The organism is Bacillus sp. z33 (assembly GCF_058313615.1).
On record NZ_JBZFQN010000001.1, the window covers coordinates 1,273,080 to 1,293,960 of the forward strand.

Genomic DNA, 20,881 nt, shown 5'->3' on the forward strand with positions numbered 1-20,881 from the left:
AATTTTACCTCCCGTTATTTTTCCCTTTGTGTTGATTGCTATCTATCTCTTCACCAATAAAATGAATGATTCCTTTCATTCGTGTTAAATTACCTTTGCTTCAGTGCGAAGCAGGGTAACCAGTTCTTTTATTTGGTCAGGAATTTCTCCTTGTAAGACTTTACCTGCATCTTTCTTAGGCGGCAGATAAATTTCAATACTCTTCGTTTTAGCCTCAACATCTTCTTCTTCAAGATCGAGATCATCCAATTCCAATTCATCAAGCGGTTTTTTCTTCGCCTTCATAATCCCAGGTAAGGAAGGATAGCGCGGCTCATTTAAACCTTGTTGTGCTGTTATTAATAAAGGCAGAGATGTCTCGATAATTTCAGAATCCCCTTCTACATCTCTGGTAACGGTTACATTTTCACCGTTAATTTCAAGTTTAGTAACTGTGGTTACATAAGGGATATCAAGTAATCCGGCAACACGCGGTCCAACCTGACCGGAACCTCCATCTATCGCTACATTTCCCCCAATAATCAAATCTACTTCTTGTTCTTTCAAATATTGAGCCAATATTTTAGAAGTTGTAAATTGATCTCCATTTTCTACGTCATCTTCAATATTTATAAGAACTGCCTTATCAGCACCCATAGCAAGCGCAGTTCGCAGCTCTTTCTCAGCGTCTTCACCGCCGACTGTAACCACAGTCACTTCGCCGCCTTGTGCATCACGAACCTGGATGGCTTCTTCCACTGCATACTCATCATATGGATTAATAATAAACTCAGCGCCATCTTCTTGAATACGTCCGTTTGATAATGAAATTTTCTCCTCTGTATCAAATGTCCTTTTTAGCAAAACATATATATTCATGTTATGCCCTCCTATTGTTCGTATTAATTTTAAAGATTGAGAAAACAATATATAAAACTCCTACTCCCCGAAGTTTTCACTTCGAAGAGCAGATGGTGCTCACAGAATGATTCGCTATCACAAGCTTATTTCCCTTTAAATACGGGTAAACGTTTTTCTAAAAATGCTTGAATTCCCTCTTTGGCATCTTCAGTTATAAATATCTTACCAAACTGGACGGCTTCCTCCTCTACTCCTTTGTAATAGTGTTCATGTTTGGAGTAGTTAATAAGATGGATAGCTTTTTCAAGAGCAATCGGACTTTTTCTTGCCATTTTACCGGCAATTTCTTTAACAGCATCCATTAGCTCTTCTTCCTTGAAGGCATGATTTGCAAGTCCTGCTGCAACAGCCTCCAATCCAGAAATAGGATCAGATGTGAACATCATCTCAGCAGCTTTGGCAGCTCCTACATACCGGGTGAGCCTTTGAGTGCCTGCAAAGCCCGGAATAAGGCCTAGCTGCAGCTCTGGTAAGCCTAGCTTAGCTGACTCCGTTACATATCGCAGATGGCAGGACATGGCGAGCTCCAGCCCACCACCTAATGCCCCTCCATGAATCGCAGCTATGACAGGTTTTTTAAACCGTTCAATTCGTTCGAATAAATCCTGTCCTCTTTTGGAAAGCCTAGAAAAATCTTTTTCAGATGCAACCGTTGTAAACTCTTTAATATCAGCACCTGCTGAGAAAAATTTCCCTTCCCCATAAAGAACAACAACCCGTACATCATCCTTTTGCTCAATTGAATCAAACATAGCAGATAAATCATCAAGTAGTTCAGAAGCCAATGCGTTTGCCGGTGGCCTGCTTATTGAAACATAAGCTACCTGATTCTCCTCGTATACATGTAATGTCTTCATGTGGACTACCCCTTTATTTGACTTAGTTCAACTGGTTTAAGCACCCAATCCATTGATTATTAATTGTTGAACTGGTTCAGCTTGGTCGTTTAGATTATATTTTTGTTCATTCATTATCCAGGTCGTAACGATTTCATCTAAAGTACCAAATACCATATGTCGCGCCAGACGAACATCAAGATCATGTTTAAATTCACCTTGTTCGATACCGACAATCAGGATTGAATCGACAAGCTTCAAATATCCCTTAAGAACATCGTTAATTTTGTGTCTTATATCTTTATTGGATTGCCGTAACTCCAGCTGCGTGACGATAGCCAAGTGCTTATCCTCAGAAAGAATCTCAAAATGCTTGCGAACGAGCACCAGCATTTTTTCTTTCGCACTGGATACTCTCTCCATCTCTTCTTCAATGCTGGATATAAAACTCCCCAATTTGTCCTGGAACATGGAAATCAAAATATCTTCTTTATTCTTGAAATACAAGTAAATTGTACCATCTGCTACACCCGCCTGTTTTGCTATCTTGGAGACTTGTGCTTGATGGTAGCCGTTTTCAGCAATCACAATAACGGCCGCATCAATAATCTGTTTGTATTTTGGGCGGTCTTTTTTCATTATCATTCTTCCTCCTCTAAAATGAATGAATAGTCATTCATATTTTTATATTAGAGTGGGGGAATTATAAAGTCAAGTAAAATCTAGCCCCTTGATTATAAAAGAACTTCTCGTGAACTTTTATTAAGCTTCTCTTTTATCAATCTTTTGTTGTTTTTGTTTTTCTTCATCCACCAAAACACGTCGCAGGATTTTACCAATGGCTGTCTTTGGCAGCTCATCACGGAATTCATACAAACGAGGTACTTTATAGGCAGCCAAATACTTACGGCAGTACTCATTTAATTCTTGTTCGGAAGCTTCAGCATTTTCCTTCAACACAATGTATGCTTTGACAGTTTCTCCACGATAAGGGTCAGGCACTCCCGCTACTACAGCTTCCTGAATGGCTTCATGCTCATACAATACTTCCTCAATTTCACGTGGGTAAATATTAAACCCACCTGCAATAATGATGTCCTTCTTACGATCTACAATGAAGAAATATCCTTCTTCATCCATATAACCCATGTCTCCTGTCAATAACCATCCATTACAGAAAGCGCTTTCCGTTTCTTCCGGACGATTCCAGTAACCTTTCATGACTTGCGGGCCCTTGATTGCCAATTCACCGACCTCACCTGGAGGCAATGGCTCTAAAGTTTCAGAGGAAAGAATAGCAGCGTCTGTACTTGGCCATGGTAATCCAATACTTCCCTTCACACGCTTATCACCCCATAAAAGGTTTGCATGAGTCACCGGGGAAGTTTCTGTCAATCCATATCCCTCAACTAATTTTCCCCCAGTTAGCTTTTCGAATTTCTGCTGGACTTCTACAGGAAGCGCTGCTGAACCACTTATACAGGCATCGATGGATGATAAATCATAATTTGAAATTTCCGGATGATTCAATAAGCCAATATACATAGTTGGAGCTCCAGGAAATAATGTCGGCTTCTCTTTTTGAATAGTCTTCAGAGTCGTGACCACATCAAACTTTGGCAATATGATCATTTCATGGCCTTTCATAATGGAAAGAATAAGCACCGTGGTCATCCCATAGACATGGAAAAAAGGCAATATGCTGAGGACCTTTTCTTCTCCCTCATTATATTTATACAGCCATGCATCACACATTTTTGTATTTGCTACAAGATTATTATGTGTAAGCATAACACCCTTAGGAAAACCAGTTGTTCCTCCTGTATATTGAAGCAGAGCAAGGTCATGTTCCGGATCACCTTGATACTCAATTTCAGTTTTAGGAGAAATTTTCAGGATTTCAGACATGAGGTGATGGTTGCCTTTATGCTCAACCTTGACGACCATATTATATTGTTTCTTTTGGATAGAAGGATAAAATAAATTCTTTGGAAATGGTAAAAAATCTTTGATGGGGGCAATGATGATATGCTGTAATTCTGTATTTTTCATGATACTCGAGACGCGTGGAAATAAAATATCCAATGTCACTATGACCTTTGCACCTGAATCCTGCATTTGGTATTCAATTTCTCTTTCCATATACAAAGGATTCGTTTGTACCACTATCGCACCCGCAATCAATGACCCATAATAACTAATGACTGACTGGGGTGTATTAGGCAACATGATGGCTATTCGATCACCTTTTTCAATGCCTAATGTTTTCAAATAATGGGCAAATTGCAGGGCATATTCATACAATTTCTTGTACGTAATCGACGTTCCCATAAAGTGAATAGCTTTCTTAGTTGGATATTTGTGAGCAGACTGTTTTAAATAATCCTGTATTAAATTATGTCCATACTCGATGCTTTTCGGGATTTCTTCTGGATAATGCTTAAACCATGGTTTTTCTTCCGGCAATGTAAAAACCTCCCTTAAAAAGCTAATTCTCCTAGTTAATTATAGTATAACGAATTTTATGTGACAATATTTTACTAATATTCCGTCAATTTAATTTCATTTTTATAGTACTTTACACACAAATGAACAGCATTGATGCAAGCAGACCTTCCAGATTATAAGTAATTGGTCCTCTTCTCAATTCCTTGTATGCTTGCCAGTACCTTTCACCTTAGTATAAAAAAAGAGCTTAAACAGTGGTTTCGCCCAACCGTTTAAGCTCTTTCTCATGCGTAGAAAGCCATGTATATGATCCCGACAAGGATAAATAAAGCAGATACCACCAACAAAATCTTCCCCAGTGTTTCCATGGTTTCCTCCCATATACTCCCTCTTATTTCAATTCTACAATTGTCACACCAATTCCGCCTTCAGATGCTTCCCCAAATCTCATCGATTTGACGGAACGATGATTTTTCAAATAGTCTCTGACTCCTTGCCTCAAAGCACCCGTTCCTTTTCCATGAATAATGGATACACGCGGATAACTGGCAAGCAGGGCATCATCAATATATTTTTCTACTCTTGATAAAGCATTTTCGTATCGCTCGCCGCGAAGATCAAGTTCCAGATTCACATGAAAGTCTTTCCCTTTAATCTTAGTAATGGTCTTCGTCTCAACTGGTTTTGGACTCTTTTTAAATTCGAGATCCTTTTCATTTACTTTCATTTTCATAATTCCCACCTGGACATTCCATTCATGGTCAGATACCTTTTCAAGTAATTGTCCAATTTGTCCCCACGTGAGTACCTTAACTTCATCACCAGGTTTCAGTACCCTCTCCGTTGAAGTCACTTGTTTTCTGGTCTTTTTGGATTCTTCCGGTTTTGCTTCGTTAAGTCTTCTCTTAGCTTCAATTAATTCATGTTCTTTTACATCTGCACTTTTTTCAATACGCAGTTGTCGCAAATCACGGATAATTTCCTCCGCTTCTTTTTGCGCTTTTTCTATCAGTTGCCTTGCTTCTTGTTTAGCTTTTTCAATCAGAGTATCTTTTTTATCCTGATACTCCATTAATTGTTTTTCCAAATCTGTATGCAGACGTTCTGCATCCTTTAAGTATTCTTCCGCTTCCTGCCAGTCTTTTTCGGCTTCTTTTCGGGAGGTTTCCAATGATGCAATCATGTTTTCAACCTTATTGGACTCTGCTCCAACCATTCCGCGGGCATTGCGAATAATCCGATCATTTAGCCCTAATTTCGTAGAGATCTCAAATGCATTACTTCGCCCTGGTACCCCTATTAAAAGACGATATGTTGGGCTAAGCGTTTCTACATCAAATTCTACACTCGCATTTCTGACGCCTTCTTTATTATATCCATAGGCTTTTAGCTCAGGATAATGGGTAGTGGCAATCACCTTTGCTCCGCGTGAATGTGCTTCATCCAGGATTGAAATTGCAAGTGCTGCCCCTTCTTGAGGGTCCGTACCGGCTCCTAGCTCATCAAATAATACGAGTGACTCAAAGTCCAATGTTTCAAGGATTTCCACAATATTTACCATATGTGATGAAAATGTACTTAAGCTTTGCTCAATGGACTGTTCATCACCAATATCAGCATATACAGATTTGAAAACGGCTAACTCAGAACCGTCCATAGCCGGTACATGCAAACCTGCCATTGCCATCAATGTACAAAGACCTACCGTTTTTAGCGTTACCGTTTTACCACCTGTATTCGGGCCAGTGATCACCATTGTCCCATAAGTATCTCCAAGGATTATATCGTTGGCAACAACTTCTTCTCTCGGAATAAGTGGATGTCTTGCCTTTTTCAACTTAATGATTCCCTGATTATTCATTATCGGCATGGATGCATGAATGGCTTTGGCATATTTTGCTTTCGCAAATGCAAAATCAAGCTTAGCTAAAATAGAGACATTTAGTAAAATATCCTCCGCATGCTCTCCCACTACATTAGAAAGCATTGTCAGGATACGTTCCACTTCTCTGCTTTCTTTGACACGGATATCCTGCAGGGTATTATTTAATTGAACAATAGACTGCGGTTCTATAAACAAGGTTTGTCCTGATGCAGACTGATCATGAATAATACCGCCGTAATGACTTCTGTATTCCTGTTTGACAGGAATGACAAACCGGTCATTTCTAATCGTCACAATTGTATCTGATAACATTTTGGCAGCATTACTGGAACGAATCATACTTTCCAGCTTTTCTCTAACTCTTGCTTCGTTTGTACGCATTTGCTGACGCAATTGTCTAAGCGTGTCACTGGCTGAATCCAGAACCTCCCCATTGTCACCAATTGCCATATTTATATCTTTTTCTAATTCATTCAAGCTTACTAATTGATCTTTATATTCATAGAGGATAGGAAGCTCAATTTCATTTTCCTGCATATCTTCCAAAAATCTGCGTAAATTTCGGCCTGCCCGTAATGTGCTCGATGTTTCCATCAATTCAACCGGACTGAGGACACTGCCTATACGGGCACGTTTAATATGGGATCGAATATCAAATATTCCTCCAAGCGGTACGTTACCCTTTAAGCGGTATACCGTTGCTGCCTGGTCTGTTTCAAATTGAGAACGTCTAACTTCTTCTAAATCGGTGTTTGGCTTTAACTGTTCACTTAAATTCTTCCCTAGACTGGAAGATGCATGCTTTTGCAATTGTGTAATGATCTTTGTGAATTCGAGTGTTTTAAATACTTTATCTTGCATGGAGAAAGATCCTCCTTACTTTTTCTGTTAGTCTCTATTGAGGAATGCTAAAAAATCTTCCTCCAATTGAGTGTTTAATACGCTTTCTTTCTTTAACCAGCCACGCTGGGCATGTGCTACACCCACATCCATATTCTCCAACATATCAATGCTGTGAGCATCTGTATTAATAATGATTTTTACACCGGCATCCTGAGCCTTTTTAACATTCTCCGCTGCTAAATCAAGTCGATTGGGATTTGCATTCAACTCAAGCGCTGTATTTGTTTCTTTAGCCAGTTGAATAAGTAAATCCATATCCACAGCATAACCATCCCTTCGCCCGATAACTCTGCCAGTCGGATGTGCGATAATATCGACGTGTTTATTTCTCAATGCGGTTTTCAAACGTTCCATAATCACTTCCTGCGGCTGCGAGAAGGAGGAATGAATAGAAGCAATCACGAGATCCAATTGTTCCAGAATTTCATCATCAAAATCCAAGGTACCGTCTGGAAGTATGTCCATTTCAATACCGGATAGAATCATGATGTCATCATATTCCTCATTCAATTTGCGAATTTCTTCTTTTTGCTTCAAAACTCTCTCGGGTGTCAATCCGTTCGCAACTTTTAAATATTGAGAATGATCGGTAATAGCCATATAGCGATATCCTTTAGCACGGCATGCCTCTACCATTTCCCTCAACGTATGGGAACCGTCACTCCAGGTTGTATGCATATGAAGATCACCTTTTATATCCTCAAGGGAAATTAAACCGTAATCAGCATGATACTTCTCAATTTCAGTACCGTCCTGTCTAATTTGCGGAGGAATATATGGCAGGCCAAAATGTCCGTATAAATCTTCTTCACTATCAAATGTTTTTACATTCCCAGTTTCTAAATTCTCTACTCCATATTCACTAACCTTTTCACCGCGTTCTTTCGCTAATTGGCGTAAACGGACATTATGATCTTTAGACCCGGTAAAATAGTGCAATGCCGTTGCAAATTCAGCAGGTTTTACCAATCTGAAATCAACCGCAATTTCATAATCATATGCTAAAGCGAGAGACACTTTAGTATCGCCAGCTGCAACAATATGGTCAATATTTGTAAGAGAAAGTATCTGCTCCTTCACACTGGACGGGTTGTCCGTCGCTATGATGAAATCCAGATCTTTTATCGTCTCGCGTCCGCGCCTTACACTGCCTGCTCTCGAAAAGCGAACAATATTTTCCATTGCCTGCAGTTTCAATTCGATATCTTCCACAATCGGAAGCATAACGGCCAGAGGCAGACGATCTGGTTTAGTTCCCATTGTTTTAATGGCCTCTAATATATTTTCTTCTGACTTTTTGGCGAAGCCGGCCAGTTTGCTGACCTTCCCTTCCTCACAAGCCTTCTGAAGCTCTTCGGCATTTGTTATATGTAATTCTTTATAAAGCTTGGCAATCTTTTTTCCACCAAGGCCTTGCAGACGAAGAAGTGGAATTAGACCTTTTGGCACTTCCTCTTGCAGCTCTTTAAGAACCTCCGAGGATTCTGTTTCGATATATTCTGTAATGACAGCTGCCGTGCCTTTGCCAATACCGCTCAGTTTAGTGAAATCGTCTATCTCAGTCAGGCTTCGTTCATCCACTTCAAGCGCCTGTGCCGCTTTTCGAAAAGCAGATACTTTAAATTGATTTTCACCTTTTAACTCCATATATACAGCTATTGTTTCCAATAGTTTTATTACATCTTTTTTATTTATACTCATATCTGGCACCTACCCGTTTATTCATTTTAAAGATACCTACACCTTCATTATATACAAGCTGAATCAGATACTAAAAAAGAATGACTTCCCTATTGGAAGAGGAAGTCATGAGAATGGATGGAACCACAACTTTGTTACCCAGCTAGATAAGAATGGAGTGTCCATAATAATTGTTTTCGCCAAAGAGGAGTTTTGAATCATTTCTTGCAGGGATTCAATAGGCAGCATTGCAGCTATAAATAGGATAATAAACGCACCTAAATACGTTTCTACAAAACCAAAAGCTCCCCCCGCCAATTGATTAAATTGTTTCAAAAGCGGTAAATGGGCAAGAAAGTCCAGCATGGAGCCTATTATTTGCAGAGCAATTTTTACAGCAATAAAAATAATAAAAAATGCGATTGCATTATAAAAGGCTGAATCGAGATTTGTTATATTAAATAACATATTAAGAGACGAGTCGGATTCTGTAGATGATGGAAAAGGAATCCACATTTCAAGCTTCGGACCAAGATCTTTATAAAATAATTTAGCTATTACCAAGGCAATAATAAAACTTAACAAATGAACCAGCTGTAAAATTAATCCCCTTCTTAAACCAATAAAAAAACCCATGGTCAAAGCTACTAATATAATTAGTGTAACCATATTATCCTCATTTCTTCTGATGTTTTAACTCTAATTCTAATCCTTCAATTTTCTCTAATAACTTATAATATTCATGCATGGCATTAACAGCAGTTAATACAGCCAATTTTGTCGTATCCAAATTCGGGTTCTTTTGACTGATTTCGCGCATTTTATCATCCACCGAGCGGGCAACTTGTCGTACATGAAAAGTTGATTCATCCCCTACAATGGTGTATTGTTGTCCATATATATCAACGTTTACCCTGTTTTTATCCGACAAGGTGATTGCCTCCAATCATAATCATAAAAATCCTGTCTACTATCATAACACGAAAACCAAAATCTTGGTATTACTTGATAAAAACTACTATCATTCGTAAATTATCATATACATAAAATTCCGTCCTACCAATAAAAGGGCGGAATTTTAGCTAAAGAGGAGTAGAAAAATGGCGAATACTGTTATTATTGTATCAAAAGAAACGCTCTTAAAAATGAAATCCTATTATATTGATTCTTTAGTACCCAAAACACCACCCGGAGCCGTCTTCTCAGCTAAACGGAATGGAATGACGATTACAGCCTACCAATCAGGTAAGGTTTTATTCCAAGGATCTGTCTCTGATTCAGAAGTAGGTAAATGGAGTAATGGAACAGTCAGTGCTGCTGCTACTAAAAAAAATTCACCAGTTAAAAAAAGAAGTGTATCTGATCATATCTATCGGCCTCCACATACAATCAATGAGTTGAGTATTATTGGAACAGACGAAGCGGGAACTGGCGATTATTTCGGACCTATAACAGTTGCAGCCGCCTATGTTAGCAAGGAACACATTCGGGAACTTGAAAATATGGGAATACGTGATTCCAAAACAATACGCGATCCTCAAATATTAATCCTCGGTAAAAAAATCACAGGGATGATCCCATATAGTCTGCTTGTGCTAAAAAACGAGAAATATAATAGCCTACAGCAAAAAGGTATGAGTCAGGGGAAAATGAAAGCTATGCTCCACGAGCAAGCCATCAACCATTTACTAACCAAATTAGAAGAAACAAAACCGGATGGGATTCTCATTGACCAATTTTGTGAACCGGATATTTATTTTCGTCACACTAATACGAACGGGAAACGTGATGTCCCATTATATTTCAGTACAAAAGCTGAAGGAATATCCACAGCTGTGGCAGCGGCGTCTGTCATTGCCCGTTATGCTTTCTTAAAACATATGGATCTACTTAGCGAGCAGGCAGGAATGACGATCCCAAAAGGAGCCAGCTCAAAAGTCGATGAAGCTGCCGCTGTCTTTATGGCTAAAAAAGGCGAAAGCGAATTAAACGCCTATGCCAAGCTCCACTTCGCCAATACAGAAAAGGCACGTAAACTTGTCAAACGAATCGGACTATAATAAAAAACTCGGACCGGAAGCATGAAATTGCTTTAGGACCGAGTTTTTTTATGCTGAAATTATGATGTAGTATGACTAGACACGACTTTAACAAATCTTCATATGTTGTATTTCAAAATAATCAAGCCGCTTTTAAGATTCCAGACGATTTTACAAATAATCGAGCCATCTTTATCATTAATCCAGCCAAACTTCACATGATTCCAGCCATTTCAGCTCATAATCCAGCCAATCTCCATAGAGTGGGGATAAAATATCACTCTACATAGAGATAACCCCCTAATAAATGATCATATTTTATTAAAAGACTAATCTACACAACCCTGGTTATGCAAAATCTAACTTCAGATCGATACTATTGAGCCGATTTTACAAATAATCCAGCCAACTTTATCATTAATCAAGCCAAACTTCGATGCAATCCAGCCAAACTTCACAGGATTCCAGCCATTTCAGCTCATAATCCAGCCAATCTTCATAGAGTGGGATAAAACATCACTCTGCATAGAGGTAAATCTCCTTTAACTGATTATGCTTAAATGAAAAAACTAATCCTACAAAGCCCTGCTTTTTTACATAAACTAAATAAAAAAAGATTGCTATTTACAGCAATCTTTTTTTAGTAACTATACTATTCTCTCTTTGATTAGGGGAGCTGTCTTTCAACTCCCACCAATCATTTGAGTGTTAGTAGCTGAGGAGGCCTAGGAGTAAGGCCCTTCAGCTTTTCTTTGGATCCAGCTTCCGTGGCTAAAAGCTCGGGATATAAGCATAACCTCTGCGGGGGAAACCGTCCCCTTCGAGCCTCTGTCTTATACTCCTCGCGGGCCTACAGGATGTAGGTCATGAAGACGTTGCCACACGACGTGGCGTATTTAGTCTTCGTTCCTTAATCGAGCGTCTCAGCCTTTCTTGGGATCCAGCTTCTGGGCCTAGGAGTTCGGGACATAAGCATAGCCACTACGGGGGAAAATCTCCCTTCGTGCCTCTGTCTTATGCTCCTCACTCCTGAACAAGGCCCTTCAGCTTTTCTTTAGATCTAGCTTCGACTCCTAACTCCTCGAGTCATAAGTGTAGCCACTGCGGGAGGAAAGAACGCCTCCCTACGTGACTCCTCTTATGCTTGTCGGAGCTGAACAGTCGTCTCAGCTTTTCTAATTACCCTCTCAGTTGTGCCCCAGCTTTTTCTTCTACTGCCATTAGGACTTTGTTGTGGGCTTTGGTTACTTCTTCGTCTGTCAGTGTTTTTTCTGGGTCGAAGTATTTTAGGGAGAATGCTAATGATTTTTTGCCTTCTTCCATTCTCTCTCCTTCGTAAAGGTCGAATAAGTGAACTTCTTTTAATAGTTTTCCGCCCGCTTCTTTGATGATTGTGCTGATTTCTCCTGCTACTGCTTCGGCATCCACCACTAACGCAATATCGCGTGTTATGGATGGGAATCTCGGGATAGCTGTATATTGAATTGGTTGTTGTTCAGCATTTAAAAGTTTTAAAAGTGACAATTCGAATACATAGGTTTCTTTTAAGTCTTCTTTCTTTTCAACTTTCGGATGAATTTGGCCAATGAAACCAAGTAACTCTCCATCTAAAAGCAATTCAGCTGTACGTCCTGGATGCATTCCTTCTACAACCGCCTGTTTCCACTCAATACGGTCCTCTACACCTAGCTTGCGGAATAGACCTTCTAGGATCCCTTTTACGACATAGAAGTCTACTTTCTTCTTCTCTCCTTGCCATAAATTCGTGTTCCACAGACCTGTCACTGCACCTGCAAGATGTTCTTTTTCTTCCGGAAGCTCTGCATCAGACGTTTTAAGGAAAACAGCGCCTGTTTCATAAACAGCCATATTTTCATTTTGACGGGCTACATTATGTTTTAAAACATCCAGCAAGCCAGGAATCAGGCTCAAGCGAAGGGTACTTCTTTCTTCACTCATTGGCATTGCCAAACGAATACTTTCACGTTGCTCCAATGTATACATAGTTGCCTTTTCTGCAGATGTTAAGGAGTACGTAACATTTTGCATTAAACCTGCTTCTTCCAAATAACGGCGTACAACGCGACGCTTCATTTGATAAGGAGTTAATACACCTGGTTTCGAAGCGCTAACCGGTAATGTTTTTGGAAGATTATCATATCCGTAAAGCCTTGCTACCTCTTCAATAATATCTTCCGGAATCGTAATATCTCCACGGCGTGTTGGTACCGTAATAATAAATTCTTCTCCATCCACTTTCACTTCAAATTGAAGGCGCGTTAAGATATCCTTCACTTCGTTCACTGATAATGATGTACCCAGTACCTTATTAATTTTTCCAAGACTGATACGGATAACCGCTTCTTCAATCTTCATTTCATTAAATTCTGCTTCTCCTTCAAGCACTGTTCCGCCGGCAAGCTCTGCGATTAATTCAGCTGCACGCTCTCCTGCTGAACGGACGCGATTTGGATCCACACCTTTTTCAAAACGAGCACTTGCTTCTGAACGAAGGCCAAAATCTTTGGAAGCTTTGCGTACAGGACCGCCTGCGAAATAAGCTGCTTCCAGTAATACAGTTGTGGTTTCATCTACAACCTCAGAATTGGCTCCCCCCATCACACCTGCAAGGGCAATAGTTTCTTTTCCATTCGTAATCACCAAATGATCATTGCTTAGCGTACGTTCCGCTTCATCCAATGTTGTCAGCTTTTCACCTTCATGAGCCATACGAACGACGATTTCTTTAGATTGCAAACGATCATAATCAAACGCGTGCAATGGTTGACCATATTCAAGCAAAATGTAGTTCGTAATATCAACCACATTATTATGTGGGCGTATGCCGCTCTTCATTAATCGGCTTTGCAACCATAATGGAGATGGTCCAACTTTTACATCTTTAATCACTTTTGCGATATAAAGAGGATTTTGTTCAGGCGCATCCACTTTTACACTCACATAGTTTTCCGCTTTCTCAGAGCCTGCTTTTACATTTACTTCAGGTAATTTAACTTCTTTACCCAAGATAGCTGCTACTTCGTATGCTACGCCAAGCATGCTTAAGCAGTCAGAACGGTTTGGTGTTAAACCCAGTTCAAGAATATGGTCATCTAACCCCAGTTGTTCAAGTGCATTGGTTCCAGGGACCACATCATCAGGAAATACAAAAATACCTGTACTGAATTCTTTTGCCACTACTTTGGCTTCAATACCCAGCTCCGTCAAGGAACAAATCATCCCGTGGGAAGCTTCGCCGCGTAGCTTGCTCTTTTTAATTTTAAAATTACCCGGTAAAACAGCTCCTACTTTTGCGACAGGAACTTTTTGTCCTGCTGCCACATTTGGTGCACCACATACAATTTGAACCGGTTCTTCTTCACCGATATCCACTTTACACACACTCAATTTATCCGCATTAGGATGCTGCACTTTTTCAAGTACATGTCCGATTACCACATTTTGAATCACCTCAGCAGGAGACTCCACACCTTCTACTTCAATCCCGCTGCGTGTAATTTTTTCTGCCAACTCATTGGCATTGATTCCATCTAAATCAACATAATCCTGTAACCATCTATATGATACAAACATCATTTTTTCCTCCTATCTAATTCTTACTCGTGACGATGAAATTGATTTCCGAAACGAACGTCATTTGTATAAAAATGACGAATATCATCAACGCCGTATTTCAGCATGGCAATTCTCTCTACACCCATACCAAACGCAAATCCTGTATATTTTTTGGAATCAAATCCGGCCATCTCCAGAACATTTGGATGAACCATACCTCCGCCAAGGATTTCGATCCAGCCTGTTTGTTTACAAACAGAGCAGCCTTTTCCACCACAAATTTTACAAGAGATATCCATTTCAACTGAAGGCTCTGTGAATGGGAAAAAGCTTGGACGAAGTCGGATTTCACGATCTTCACCAAAGAATTTTTTCGCAAATACTTCAAGCGTTCCATTTAAGTCAGCCATTGTAATATTCTCATCGACCACAAGACCTTCGATTTGCATAAATTGATGAGAGTGAGTTGCATCATCGTTATCACGGCGATATACCTTACCAGGGCAGATGATCTTAACCGGTCCCTTACCTTCATGCTTTTCCATTGTACGAGCTTGTACAGGAGATGTATGTGTACGCATTAAAATTTCATCGGTAATGTAGAAGGAATCTTGCATATCCCGTGCAGGATGGCTTTTAGGAAGATTCAATGCTTCAAAATTATAATAATCCTGTTCTACTTCCGGACCTTCAGCCACTGTGTATCCCATTCCCAAGAAAAGGTCTTCCAATTGTTCCGTAATTTTTGTTAACGGATGGTGGTTTCCTTTCTTAACAGGTGCACCTGGAAGAGTTACATCAATTTGTTCCTTCGCTAATTTTTGATTAACGGCTTCTTCCTCTAAGGCATGTTGCTTTTCTTCAATGGCTGATGCAATGGCTCCTCTGACTTCATTGGCAAGCGCACCGATTTTGGGTCTCTCTTCCGCAGAAAGGCTGCCCATTCCTCTCAGTACCTCAGTGATGGGCCCTTTTTTTCCAAGATACGCAACACGAACATCATTCAAGCCTTTAAGATCAACAGCAACCTGCACTTTTTCCAAGGCTTCCTGCTGCAATGCCTGTAATTTCTCTTGCATAATAAAATCCTCCTATTCAAACTTTGATGAAAACCAATAAATGAAAACAACAAAAAACCCCGCCCCCAAAAAGGGACGAGGTTATCATCGCGGTACCACCCTTGTTAGCGTCCTAATTCTTCAGGAACGCTCGCTTCATTTAATAACGACATTTCTGCCGGCTAACCTTTACACAAGCTAATTTCCTGTGGTCCCGGTTGCAGCTCCGGAGGTGAATTCACTGCCTGCCTTATCCATAAAAACGCTCTCAGTCTCAGGCGCTTTCTTCCTGTATGGTGGTTCAAACAGCTACTTAGTCCCCATCTTTGCTTTTCATCATCCAATTTTATTTACTCATTATAATCTATATTGGCGTGAGATTCAAACGTTCATTTCTCTCTTTATTTCAGGCCATACATTAGAATACCCGCGGCTACTGCCACATTCAATGATTCACTTTTTCCGTATATAGGAATATAAACGTTTTGATCTGTTTTGTCTAAAAGTTCTTTACTGACACCACTGCCTTCATTGCCAACAAGAATTGCAAATCGATCTGCTTTACTGATTTCTCTGTAAGGCTTTGCCCCCTGTAGAGCAGTTCCATATACTTTTACGCCCGATTGCTGTAATTTATCCATCCAAGTCTCCAGGCTGCCTTTACGTATCGGAATATGGAAAAGGCTGCCTTGTGTGGAGCGAACAACCTTTGGGCTGTATGGATCTGCGCATCCATCACCAAGTATAACCGCATCAAAGCCCGCTGCATCCGCTGTACGGATCATGGTTCCAATATTCCCTGGATCCTGAACTCGATCGATTAATAATAATGCCGAAATTCCTGCTTCTAAATCCTGAAAAGTTGGCTTCTTACAAACAGCCGCTATTCCCTGTGGTGTGTCTGTATCCGAGATCGCGTCAAAGATGTCTTTATGTACACTAAATAGATTAATGTCCCCGACTACCCACTTTTGCGGTAAATCAGTACCTTCCTTTATAATCATTTCTTCCACTAATCCGTGTGCAAGAGCTTCTTCCACTAAATGAAACCCTTCCACAAGGAACAGACCGCTTTTATCTCTGTCTTTCTTTGTCAAAAGTTTTTTCCATTGCTTTACACGTGCATTTTGCATTGATTCAATATATTTCAACATGGTCACCTTCTTATTAAACGTTCTTTCATTATAGCCCATATTTGATACATAGAAAAAGGAAAGAAAAGCAAAACTAAACCTAAAGACCAGAATTGGAGGGAATATACATGAATTTAAATCTTAGAAATGCCATTATCCATAACGTAACAGGCAATACTCAGGATGAACTTGAAGCCACTATAGTAGATGCCATCCAAAGTGGTGAAGAAAAAATGCTGCCAGGCCTTGGTGTTTTATTTGAACTTATTTGGCAAAAAGCCTCCGAGAACGAAAAAAGTGAAATGCTCCACCTCTTAGAAAGTGCGCTCAGCAAATAATAAAACGATGACGGAATTTTCTTTTATTAAAACTCACTAATTGTAAAAAACGATCCGCATATTAAAATTCCACTAATACAAATGTTTTTTCAGCTAATTAAAATATCGAACTATTTCCTAAAACTCTCATCTAGAGTTTCGGAATAGTTCGATTTTTATTTTTCTTCATCTGTTTATCACCTTTTATTATTCAGCCTAGAAGTAGATATTTAATCGAAACGCTGATGATATAAATTTATAAACCTGAATCTTTGAAGCATTATTGAATCAGACTCTTTCTTTTTATCGTTGCATAAAAAATATGTATAAGTAAAAAAACTCTTCAACCGTTGAATGCCTATATGGCATAAGTTGAAGAGTTTTAGTAAGGAATCAGATTACCATGTCCAATTAAAAGCGACTACTTTAACAGTCTTAGCTTTACCTTTTACGGAAGGTCCGATTTCAGGATAATTTAGTTCAAAAGCCGCTTTACCTTTCGGCGTTAACGTTACGTCCACCGAACCGCTCAATACACCGATTAATTTATCGTTCTCGTCATATAGACCAGCAGCCACTCGTATATCGTCCGCTTTTTGATCGCCTTCGTTCACAATAGAGCCTGTTACAATATATGGACTACCGGTATCCCATTCATTCGTGCTCTCTGTTAGCTTCACATTTGAAGTGGTTAAATAATATGGTTTATTTTCTGTTGTATTGAAATCAAGATTTGCATAAGCTTTCTTCAACAAACTAGGATCTGTTACGGTTTCCAAAGTAGTGGTTTCCGTGAAATACTGCAGGAGCCGTGCCATTTGTTTATTTCTCCTTTGTATGTTTATGTGAATTTTTAAGTATGTTCAGCACTCAAAAACCTTAACTCACGTTTACAAATTATAAATAAAAGGGTCAAAGATGTCATTTACGAACAGATACTTTACATATCTATTAATAAAATTTCCAAATATTATACTAAAAGGCACAATACGTTTTGAGGTGACCCCTGAGTCAAAATCTAACTTTTGGAGTGCAAGTCATTTTAGTATTGTGCCTTTTATTTAAGCTATAACATTTTATTCATTAATAAGACCCTATGTACAATTCCTTTTACACGATCTCGCAATTAGTCACCATCGTTCTTAATTTCTTCGATCAATCAAACGTAATCTGATCCACCATTTCCCGATTCAGGTGTTTAATCAATTCGACAATAAGAGTCACTGTATTTTCATAATCATCACGGTTTAATATCCCAGCATTAGAATGGATATAACGGGTCGGAATCGTAATTGCAATGGAAGGAACCCCACTGCCGCTTACATGAAACGAACCTGCATCTGTTCCCCCGCCAGGTATATGATCAAATTGATACGGTATATTCAATTCTTCTGCCACATTTATAATAAACTCCCTCAACCCTTTATGAGTTACTAGACTTGCATCATATAAAACCAAGCCAGGACCATCGCCTGCTTTTGTTAAACCGTCTTTTTCAGATAATCCAGGGGTATCAATTGCTACACCCACATCTACAGCGATCGCAATATCCGGTTGCACATAATTAGCTGCTGTTTTAGCGCCGCGCAGTCCAACCTCCTCCTGAACAGTCCCTACTCCAAAAACGGTATTCGGATGGGTCTCTCCTTTTAGGCGTTTTAATGCCTCTATCGCAACCGCACATCCGATCCGGTTATCCCATGCTTTGGCCATCAGCATTTTTTCATTTCTCATGACTGTAAATTCACAATATGGAGTCACCATATCCCCCGGTCGAATTCCCCATTCCAGCACTTCATCCCGGCTCGCAGCACCTATATCAATAAACATATTTTTGATGTCTGCTGGTTTCTTACGTGCTTCAGGTGTGAGGATATGCGGCGGTGAGGAACCAATCAAGCCTGTAATTTGTTCACCCTTGGATGTAGTGATTGTTACACGCTGAGAAAGCATAACTTGTGACCACCAGCCTCCAATCGTTTGAAAAAAGAGAAAGCCTTTATCGTCAATCCTTGTGACCATGAATCCTACTTCATCCAGGTGCCCGGCTATCATAATACGCGGTCCATTTGAGCTACCTGTTTTCTCTGCAACCAAACTGCCGATTCCGTCCGTAGTAATCTTATCGGCATATGGTTCGATTAGCCTTTTCATAACTTTTCTTGGTTCCTCTTCATTACCTGCAATGCCATTAACGTCAGTTAACTCCTTCAGTATAGTGAGCGTATCATCAAGATGTTTCATAAAGGGTGTAGCCTCCTTAAATATGTATATCATTCTTTATGATTTTATCTGCTTATCTCCTCATTATACATAAGCTCTAAAGATTCAGGCAGAATACTTACAATCCCATTAGCATCTATTATGATCGGAACAGGAATATCTTACTCCAACCCTCATACATTCCTATTCTTTATTCCTGACTTGGGCCAGCTATAAACTTCCGTAACGATAACCAAGTTCCTATTAGAAAAGCCTGCCAAACTTATCTCCGCTGATAAGCTTAACAGACTGCCTCAAGTATGACTAAAAAACTCGCTCCATTTGATAATAACTTTCTTTTCCCTAAGAAAAAAGAGGAGGAGAACTAATGCTGAAAGGATAATCAATATCATCGTTGGAGAGAATTTGGCAATAGAATGGCCAAATACCGTATAAAAGAATGCCAATGGGATATTTGACCAGAAAACTGCTTTTGCGTAATCAGTAAAGCATTTACTGTTACCGATCAAATAAAAGTTCAGGAGATGGAAATGGATAAATGGGATTAGTCTTAAAACACTTGCCTGCTTTACATTTATCCTGCCTCCGAATTTCAGCGTACGTTCATCCAGCCTTTCAAGCTTACGCTGCAATTTCGGCATTTTAATAATCATGAAATAAAAAATAATCGATGATAGCCATAGTCCCATTAACGATAAAAGTGTGCCAAAAACTGCACCAAACATTATCCCGCCTGCCATGCAAACCACAGCTACCGGAATAAAAATATATTGCCTTACTATATGGAAGAGTACAAAGATAAGAGGTGACCAAAAACCGCCTGCCTCAATAAAAGCGAGCAACATGGTATAGTCGTAGTCCATATTTACACCCCATTCTGCCTTACAATGATGTTTAAGTCTTGGTTTACTTATTAATATATGTTCATGGCATTAATTATGACTGTATGGATAAAAGAATACCCGCAATGATGACGTCCAATATCGCCAGTAAGGGGAATCCTACTGTAAAAGCCATATGTTTTGTTTTATGCCGGAATAGTTGCATACCTAGAGTTCCGCCAATTGCTCCTCCAGCAAGTGCTAAAATCCATAAAGTTTTCTCACTTATACGATATTGATTACTTTTAGCTCTAGTTTTATCTATTTTCATCATAAGTAGTAAGGCCAAATTGATTATGATAAAATAACCGATCAGTATCGCTTTCATATTGTCCTCACTCTCCATATAAAAAGGCGCTCTCAATCGTTTGAGAAGCGCCTCTATAATTATTTATTAAGTTCTTTTTTAGCTGTTTCTGCTAATTGAGCAAATGCTGCTGCATCGCTAACTGCAAGCTCAGCAAGCATTTTACGGTTTACTTCGATACCAGCAAGTTTCAAACCGTGCATTAAACGGCTGTAAGAAAGACCGTTGATGCGAGCTGCTGCATTGATACGAGTAATCCATAATTTACGGAAGTCGCGTTTCTTTTGGCGACGATCGCGGAATGCATATTGCAAGGATTTCATTACTTGCTGATTAGCAACTTTGTATAATGTATGTTTTGAACCGAAATAACCTTTAGCTAGCTTTAATACTTTTTTACGACGTTTGCGCGTCACTGTACCGCCTTTAACACGTGGCATATCTAATTCCTCCTAAAATTGAGCGTTCTCAATTACTTGATATTGTCTAATAGATGACGAATGCGTTTGAAATCTCCGGAACTAACCATTCCACTTTTACGTAGTTTACGTTTTGCTTTAGTAGATTTGTTAGCGAATAAGTGGCTTGTGTAAGCGTGGCTGCGCTTAAGCTTACCAGAACCAGTTTTTTTGAATCGCTTTGCAGCGCCTCTGTGAGTTTTCATTTTTGGCATGGGAAATTTCCTCCTCGAAACA

Annotated in this window: 19 protein-coding genes; 2 read left to right on the plus strand and 17 right to left on the minus strand. The window is 39.5% G+C overall.

Translation table 11 applies throughout. The features are described 5' to 3' along the window. Nucleotides 1–84: 84 nt before the first annotated feature. From AC4G3L_RS06015 to zapA, 8 genes are all read right to left on the minus strand, one after another. Complete coding sequence (locus AC4G3L_RS06015; RefSeq protein WP_491076060.1) at nucleotides 85–858, minus strand: electron transfer flavoprotein subunit beta/FixA family protein; 774 nt, start codon at nucleotides 856–858, stop codon at nucleotides 85–87. Between the two features lie 125 nt (nucleotides 859–983). Next, nucleotides 984–1,757, minus strand: coding sequence for an enoyl-CoA hydratase (locus tag AC4G3L_RS06020; RefSeq protein WP_491076061.1), 774 nt, complete (start codon nucleotides 1,755–1,757; stop codon nucleotides 984–986). 36 nt (nucleotides 1,758–1,793) lie between these two features. Beyond that, complete coding sequence (fadR, locus tag AC4G3L_RS06025; protein WP_491076062.1) at nucleotides 1,794–2,375, minus strand: fatty acid metabolism transcriptional regulator FadR; 582 nt, start codon at nucleotides 2,373–2,375, stop codon at nucleotides 1,794–1,796. 123 nt (nucleotides 2,376–2,498) lie between these two features. After that, a complete protein-coding gene (locus AC4G3L_RS06030; RefSeq protein WP_491076063.1) occupies nucleotides 2,499–4,202 on the minus strand; it encodes an AMP-binding protein in 1,704 nt (567 codons plus the stop codon). A gap of 373 nt (nucleotides 4,203–4,575) precedes the next feature. Next, nucleotides 4,576–6,930 carry an endonuclease MutS2 gene (locus AC4G3L_RS06035; RefSeq protein ID WP_491076064.1) on the minus strand — a complete coding sequence of 785 codons (2,355 nt, stop codon included), beginning with the start codon at nucleotides 6,928–6,930 and terminating at the stop codon, nucleotides 4,576–4,578. A 27-nt stretch (nucleotides 6,931–6,957) separates the two neighbouring features. After that, nucleotides 6,958–8,673, minus strand: a complete 1,716-nt coding sequence (gene polX, locus AC4G3L_RS06040) for a DNA polymerase/3'-5' exonuclease PolX (RefSeq protein ID WP_491076065.1) — start codon at nucleotides 8,671–8,673, stop codon at nucleotides 6,958–6,960. 105 nt (nucleotides 8,674–8,778) lie between these two features. Further along, nucleotides 8,779–9,321 (minus strand): CvpA family protein, encoded by a 543-nt coding sequence (locus tag AC4G3L_RS06045; RefSeq protein WP_491076066.1) that lies wholly within the window; start codon nucleotides 9,319–9,321, stop codon nucleotides 8,779–8,781. A gap of 7 nt (nucleotides 9,322–9,328) precedes the next feature. Then, nucleotides 9,329–9,589 (minus strand): cell division protein ZapA, encoded by a 261-nt coding sequence (gene zapA, locus AC4G3L_RS06050; protein ID WP_491076247.1) that lies wholly within the window; start codon nucleotides 9,587–9,589, stop codon nucleotides 9,329–9,331. Between the two features lie 163 nt (nucleotides 9,590–9,752). Here zapA and rnhC point away from each other — a divergent pair, with 163 nt between their 5' ends. After that, nucleotides 9,753–10,712 carry a ribonuclease HIII gene (gene rnhC / locus AC4G3L_RS06055; protein ID WP_491076067.1) on the plus strand — a complete coding sequence of 320 codons (960 nt, stop codon included), beginning with the start codon at nucleotides 9,753–9,755 and terminating at the stop codon, nucleotides 10,710–10,712. 1,158 nt (nucleotides 10,713–11,870) lie between these two features. Here the strand turns inward: rnhC and pheT are convergent. From pheT to AC4G3L_RS06070, 3 genes are all read right to left on the minus strand, one after another. Continuing rightward, nucleotides 11,871–14,285, minus strand: coding sequence for a phenylalanine--tRNA ligase subunit beta (gene pheT / locus AC4G3L_RS06060; protein WP_491076248.1), 2,415 nt, complete (start codon nucleotides 14,283–14,285; stop codon nucleotides 11,871–11,873). A gap of 23 nt (nucleotides 14,286–14,308) precedes the next feature. Further along, nucleotides 14,309–15,346, minus strand: coding sequence for a phenylalanine--tRNA ligase subunit alpha (gene pheS / locus AC4G3L_RS06065; protein WP_491076068.1), 1,038 nt, complete (start codon nucleotides 15,344–15,346; stop codon nucleotides 14,309–14,311). A 380-nt stretch (nucleotides 15,347–15,726) separates the two neighbouring features. After that, the gene (locus AC4G3L_RS06070; protein ID WP_491076069.1) at nucleotides 15,727–16,518 is read right to left on the minus strand and encodes a TrmH family RNA methyltransferase; all 792 of its coding nucleotides are present in this window, start codon (nucleotides 16,516–16,518) and stop codon (nucleotides 15,727–15,729) included. Nucleotides 16,519–16,586: 68 nt separating this feature from the next. Here AC4G3L_RS06070 and sspI point away from each other — a divergent pair, with 68 nt between their 5' ends. After that, nucleotides 16,587–16,796: a small acid-soluble spore protein SspI gene (gene sspI / locus AC4G3L_RS06075; RefSeq protein WP_491076070.1), complete on the plus strand. Its 210-nt coding sequence runs from the start codon at nucleotides 16,587–16,589 to the stop codon at nucleotides 16,794–16,796. 377 nt (nucleotides 16,797–17,173) lie between these two features. On the opposite strand, the gene AC4G3L_RS06080 is transcribed toward sspI, so the two are convergent. The 6 genes from AC4G3L_RS06080 to rpmI all read right to left on the minus strand — a co-directional run bounded on the left by AC4G3L_RS06080 (nucleotide 17,174) and on the right by rpmI (nucleotide 20,859). Then, a complete protein-coding gene (locus AC4G3L_RS06080; RefSeq protein ID WP_491076071.1) occupies nucleotides 17,174–17,593 on the minus strand; it encodes an FxLYD domain-containing protein in 420 nt (139 codons plus the stop codon). 337 nt (nucleotides 17,594–17,930) lie between these two features. Continuing rightward, nucleotides 17,931–19,019: a M42 family metallopeptidase gene (locus AC4G3L_RS06085; RefSeq protein ID WP_491076072.1), complete on the minus strand. Its 1,089-nt coding sequence runs from the start codon at nucleotides 19,017–19,019 to the stop codon at nucleotides 17,931–17,933. A gap of 272 nt (nucleotides 19,020–19,291) precedes the next feature. Further along, complete coding sequence (locus AC4G3L_RS06090; RefSeq protein WP_491076073.1) at nucleotides 19,292–19,861, minus strand: TVP38/TMEM64 family protein; 570 nt, start codon at nucleotides 19,859–19,861, stop codon at nucleotides 19,292–19,294. 73 nt (nucleotides 19,862–19,934) lie between these two features. Continuing rightward, nucleotides 19,935–20,207, minus strand: coding sequence for a DUF1294 domain-containing protein (locus AC4G3L_RS06095; protein ID WP_491076074.1), 273 nt, complete (start codon nucleotides 20,205–20,207; stop codon nucleotides 19,935–19,937). 59 nt (nucleotides 20,208–20,266) lie between these two features. Then, nucleotides 20,267–20,626 (minus strand): 50S ribosomal protein L20, encoded by a 360-nt coding sequence (gene rplT / locus AC4G3L_RS06100; RefSeq protein WP_066108802.1) that lies wholly within the window; start codon nucleotides 20,624–20,626, stop codon nucleotides 20,267–20,269. Nucleotides 20,627–20,658: 32 nt separating this feature from the next. After that, nucleotides 20,659–20,859: a 50S ribosomal protein L35 gene (gene rpmI, locus AC4G3L_RS06105; RefSeq protein ID WP_049669916.1), complete on the minus strand. Its 201-nt coding sequence runs from the start codon at nucleotides 20,857–20,859 to the stop codon at nucleotides 20,659–20,661. Nucleotides 20,860–20,881 lie beyond the last annotated feature (22 nt).